The 4,737-nt window shown below is 60.1% G+C and carries 2 protein-coding genes; one reads left to right on the forward strand and one right to left on the reverse strand.

The genetic code is table 11. The annotated features are described in order from the left end of the window. Positions 1-125 precede the first annotated feature (125 nt). Positions 126-2,237, forward strand: coding sequence for a glutamine synthetase III (locus Q1K49_RS00005; protein ID WP_300521275.1), 2,112 nt, complete (start codon positions 126-128; stop codon positions 2,235-2,237). 441 nt (positions 2,238-2,678) lie between these two features. Here Q1K49_RS00005 and Q1K49_RS00010 read toward each other — a convergent pair whose 3' ends face one another. Further along, positions 2,679-4,223: an AAA-like domain-containing protein gene (locus Q1K49_RS00010; protein WP_300521278.1), complete on the reverse strand. Its 1,545-nt coding sequence runs from the start codon at positions 4,221-4,223 to the stop codon at positions 2,679-2,681. Positions 4,224-4,737 lie beyond the last annotated feature (514 nt).

Consider the following 4,737-nt stretch of genomic DNA (forward strand, 5'->3'; position numbering starts at 1 on the left):
TATCGATTTGGACAATGTTTTTGAGGGGACAACTCTTGCAAAGCGATCCATTTTATGATACATTTCCGGCCATTGAGAAAAAGATACGGACACTCACCATCCAGATAATCGAGGGGGTTTTACGGATGAAAGACAAAAGACCGTCGGAAATGTTCGGAGAACTCGTTTTCTCGCGGCGGGTCATGGCAGGCAGGATACCAAAGGATGTGAACGAAAAACTCCAGGCCGCCATCGAAGGGCGGGAGAAACTCGACAACTCCGTTGCGGGAATCGTCGCCGCCGCGATGAAGGAATGGGCGCTCTCGAAAGGCGCCACCCACTACACACACTGGTTTCACCCCCGAACGGACCTCACGGCGGAAAAGCACATGGCTTTTCTCAATGTGGACAATGAAGGACTTCCCCTCGAATCCTTCTCGGGAGGCGAACTCATCCAGAGCGAGCCCGACGCTTCTTCGCTCCCCTCGGGAGGAATGCGTTCCACCTTCGAGGCCCGGGGATACACCGCCTGGGATCCCACCAGCCCCGCCTTCGTCGTCGGCAATGGAGACGGCGCCACGCTCTGCATTCCCTCGGTGTTCTTTTCCTATGACGGAACACCCCTGGACATGAAAACTCCCCTCCTGAGGGCCATCAACGCCATCGAGGAACGGGCGCTTCGCCTGCTTCGCCTCTTCGGCAACAGGGGAGTCAAATGGGTGCACGCCACAGTGGGAGCGGAACAGGAGTTCTTCCTCGTCGACGAGGAACTCGCAAGGAAACGCCCGGATCTGCTTTTCTGCGGCCGCACGCTCCTGGGCAATCTGCCGCCCAAAGGACAGCAGATGGAGGATCACTACTTCGGATCCATCCATCCTCGCGTTCTCGCCTGCATGGAAGAGATGGAGGACGAACTCGCGAGACTCGGCATCGTCGTCCGGACGAGGCACAACGAGGTAGGACCCGGACAGTTCGAGTTCGCACCCCAGTTTTCCGAGGCCAATCTCGCCGCCGACCAGAACCAGATCATGATGGACATCATGCGCAAAGTCGCCCGCAGGCATGGTTTCCGGCTTCTTCTTCACGAGAAACCCTTTGCGGGGCTCAACGGAAGCGGCAAACACACGAATTTCTCCCTTCAGGACAGCGAAGGGCGGAATCTCCTGAATCCTTCCGTGAGCAATCAGAAGCGGGGACTTCAGTTCCTCGCCTTCCTGGGCGCTCTCCTTCTCGGCACCTCCAAACACGGCGGCCTGCTCAGGGCTTGTATCGCCTCTCCCGGAAACATGCATCGTCTCGGAGGCAACGAAGCTCCTCCAGCCATCATGAGCGTCTACCTCGGTGATTTTCTGAACCGCCTTCTGGAGGACATCGAAGAGGGCCTTCCCGAATTCGGGAACGTCAAGGGAGAGATCGACCTCGGTTTGAGCAGGCTTCCTGCCATCCGTTCCGACAACTCGGACCGCAACCGCACCGCTCCCATCGCCTTCACGGGCAACAAGTTCGAATTTCGCGCTCCCGGCGCACCCCAGTCGCTCGGAGGCCCTCTGACGGCACTCTTCTCCCTCTGGGCATGGGGCATCGAAGAGGTCGCGAATCGGCTCGAAGCGAACCTGAACGCAGGAAAGGAACTTCCCGACGCTGCGCTGGACGTGATCCGCCATGCCGCCGCGACAAGCCGCAACGTGCGTTTCGAAGGAAACTGCTACACCCAGGAATGGGCCGAGGAAGCACAGCGCAGAGGACTCCCCGTGGCTCACAGCACTCCCGAAGCCCTGCGCCTCTTTCTCACGCCTGAGAACCGCTCCCTGCTTGCCGATCTCGGCGTCATGAGCGAGCGGGAGATTCACGCCTACTACGAGACGCGACTTCACCAGTTCAACACGACCATGAACATCGACATGGGCGTTCTCGCCTCCATGGTCCGCGAGGGCGTGCTCCCCGCGCTGGCGAAACAGATCACCCTTGAGGGAAACGCTCTTTCCCACCTGCCCGCCGCTGCGGCGGAAGGCCCTTGCGGTGTCGTCCTCGAAAAACTGGGACGTCTCAAGGCGGATCTCCACGAGGCAGTACAGCGTCTCGAAGCGCTGCAGGCGGACCTGGACACGCTCCCCATTGAGGAGGAGGCGGAGGGAATGGTCCGAAAAGCCCTTCCTCTCATGGAGGGCATCCGCGGCCTGTGCAACGAAGTAGAACGCAACGTGGCGCTGGAGTTCTGGCCCTATCCGCGCTACAGGGAACTCTCCACTCTCAAATAGCCAAACTTCGCGGACGGCGGGTCTACCCCACCTGTCGTCCATTACCCCCATACCCCACACCGCAGCAGAAAGGCCGGGCGATTGCCCGGCCTTTCTGCTGTTCCGCGTAGGTGACACACAGTGGGATACTGCAGAAAGACCTCTTGATCCAGGAACTGTCGCCTTCTTTTGGAAAGGCCTGCTCCTCTCAATTTTCCGAAAAGGATTGCACGTGCGTTATCCGGATGCCCACTCCGGTGAAGCCTCTCGGGAGCCGGCTCCAGCTCTGTTGCATCTAAACTTACAAGGGACCTCTGAAGAAGGCTACGCCGGTCCCGCAGGGCGCCTCGCGGAGCCTGATGCGACCCGAATCAAGGGAAAGCGAAAAGGTCTTTAATTCAGAGTTTCCACAATTCAAAGCAACGTTGTGATTTCGATGACGTTCGAGGGTTTCTGTCACCGTCACTCCCCTGACGGTACCGGAGCGGCCACGGGGAGGATCCACCAAACAAGACGCCGGGAGACGCCGCCCTTGGTGCGCACTTCCTGGCCCTTCTCCTGGGCCTGGTGGTAGGGAGAGAAGACCACGTAGTACCCCTCAGGTTCTCCGGAGCGCTCCAGATAGGCTTCGAGCTGGTCCTTTCCCTCCTCGAAGGCCCGGAGGGTGGTGAAGCGCTTCACCTCCACGATCCACTGCTTTCCCCCCTGAAGCACGAGAAGATCCACTCGCCCACCGCCGAGGGGAACTTCCGGAAGGACGGAACCTCCGAAGACGGTGGCGTAGGAGGCGAGAAAGGCGTCGAGGTTGTAGTGGTACACGCCTTCAAGGACTTTCCCCCGGGAGAAGACGATGTTCCCCCGGTCTCGTACATAGGCGGCGTAGCGGTCGAGGAGTTTCTCCAGGTCGAGGCGGCCTGTGGCGTCGAGAAAGATTGCTTCGTCCACGAAGGGATCCTTGAAGCGTTCCCGCTCGCCGTTCTCGAAGGGCTTGAAGGTGGCGTAGAGACATTTCTTATAAAGGGGAACGGGGATGACGCACTCGTTCTCCTCGCCGATCTCAATGACGCCGTTGGTCTTGAGAAAGGCGATCCGGTCGTCGTAGGTGGTGAACTCCACGGGGCCGTCGAAGAGGATGCGCCGCAGGATCTCCGGGTGCTGTTTCGCCTTGTTCACCACGTTGGCGATGTTCTTGTCCGTGTAGTACCGGAGGAAGTCGTTAAGGGTGCGGAAGAAGAGCGCTTCCGTGACGGGTTCGCCGCCGGGGGCTTTTTTCTCCACCAGGTCCCGGGCGAGGGCGTTCACCAGGCCGGGTTGTCCTGCGGTGTCGCTCCAGATGCGCCGCCGCACCTCCGGGTCGAAGATCTGCCCCGTCTCCCGGGTGTGCTGAAGCAGAAGGTCCTCGGTCTCCTCCCGGGTGAAGTAGGGGATGGTGATCTGCTCTGCGATGTTGAATGGGCTCGCGGTGCTCTGGAGGATTCCCGTGATGTTCGACACGCCCACCAGAATGACGCTCCGGAGACGGAACTCCCGACGCTTGTGGTAAACGGAGCGGAGCACGTGCAGAAAGGCGTTGAGGATATGCGTGTTCTGAAGTCCTTCAAGTTCATCCACGATGAGGACGAGTTCCTTGGAGGACTCTTTCGCAAGGGCGGAAAGACTTTCTGCGATTTCAGGCACGGAGGGGGGCGATGGAAAGGAGAGAGAAAGTGATTGGCGTTCCAGTTCGGTCCCCAGTTCGGAAGAAAGGAGCCGGAGAAAGAGGGGTTCGTCCACAGGGCCGAAACGTTCAAAGCTGATCCACAAAGGCAGCCAGTCGGGTCTGCTTTTGCGGATCTCGTCCGCGAGAAACTGGAAGTAGGTGCTCTTGCCGCTCTGGCGCGGCGCGGTGAGGGTGAAGTACCGCCATTCCTCCACTTTCTTGAGGCCCGCCGCGACCAGCTCCGTGCGGGGGACGTAGTAGTTCCGCTCTTTGTCGATGGGGCCTTCGGTGCAGAAGCTCCGGGGCATGGCTTTCCTCCGCTGGATGCGCTTTCGCTCCGGTCTTTTTGCGGCCGGCGGCGCAGGCTGCGCCCGGAGGGGGCGCTCTGCGGCGGAGGAGGGGTCGTTCTGCGGCCCTCCTCAAGTTCGGGGCGCTTCCGGGCGTCTCTATTCTAGCAGATCCGGCGGCGCCCTCAGGCGCAGGGACTCCTTTCGGATGGAACGCCCTTGCCGGTCTTTCGGACGCCCGGAGGAATCTCGAGGAAGCGGTGTATGGGGTTTTTTCGTGTTCAGGAAACCCTCCAAAAAGAAAAGGCGCGGGGAAGCGGTTACTCCATCGGGTCTTTCCTGTTCAGGGGCTCTCCGGAAGGAAAAGCTCCCCCCTTTCACGCCTCCGACGGAGAGGGGACTTCCACGGGAAGGATCCACCAAAGAAGCCTCCGGGAGATGCCCTCTTTGGTGCGCACCTCCTCGCCCTTCTCCTGGGCCTGGTGGTAGGGAGAAAAGACCACGTAGTATCCTTCTGTTTCTCCGGAGCGCTCCA

Origin of the sequence: Aminiphilus sp. (genome assembly GCF_029975095.1) — a bacterium.
Lineage (GTDB): Bacteria > Synergistota > Synergistia > Synergistales > Aminiphilaceae > Aminiphilus.

Excerpts from the sequence above, each read along its gene's own strand:
- Q1K49_RS00005 (WP_300521275.1), top strand. The coding sequence starts at position 126 with ATGAAAGACAAAAGACCGTCGGAAATGTTCGGAGAACTCGTTTTCTCG.
- Q1K49_RS00010 (WP_300521278.1), bottom strand. The coding sequence starts at position 4,223 with ATGCCCCGGAGCTTCTGCACCGAAGGCCCCATCGACAAAGAGCGGAAC.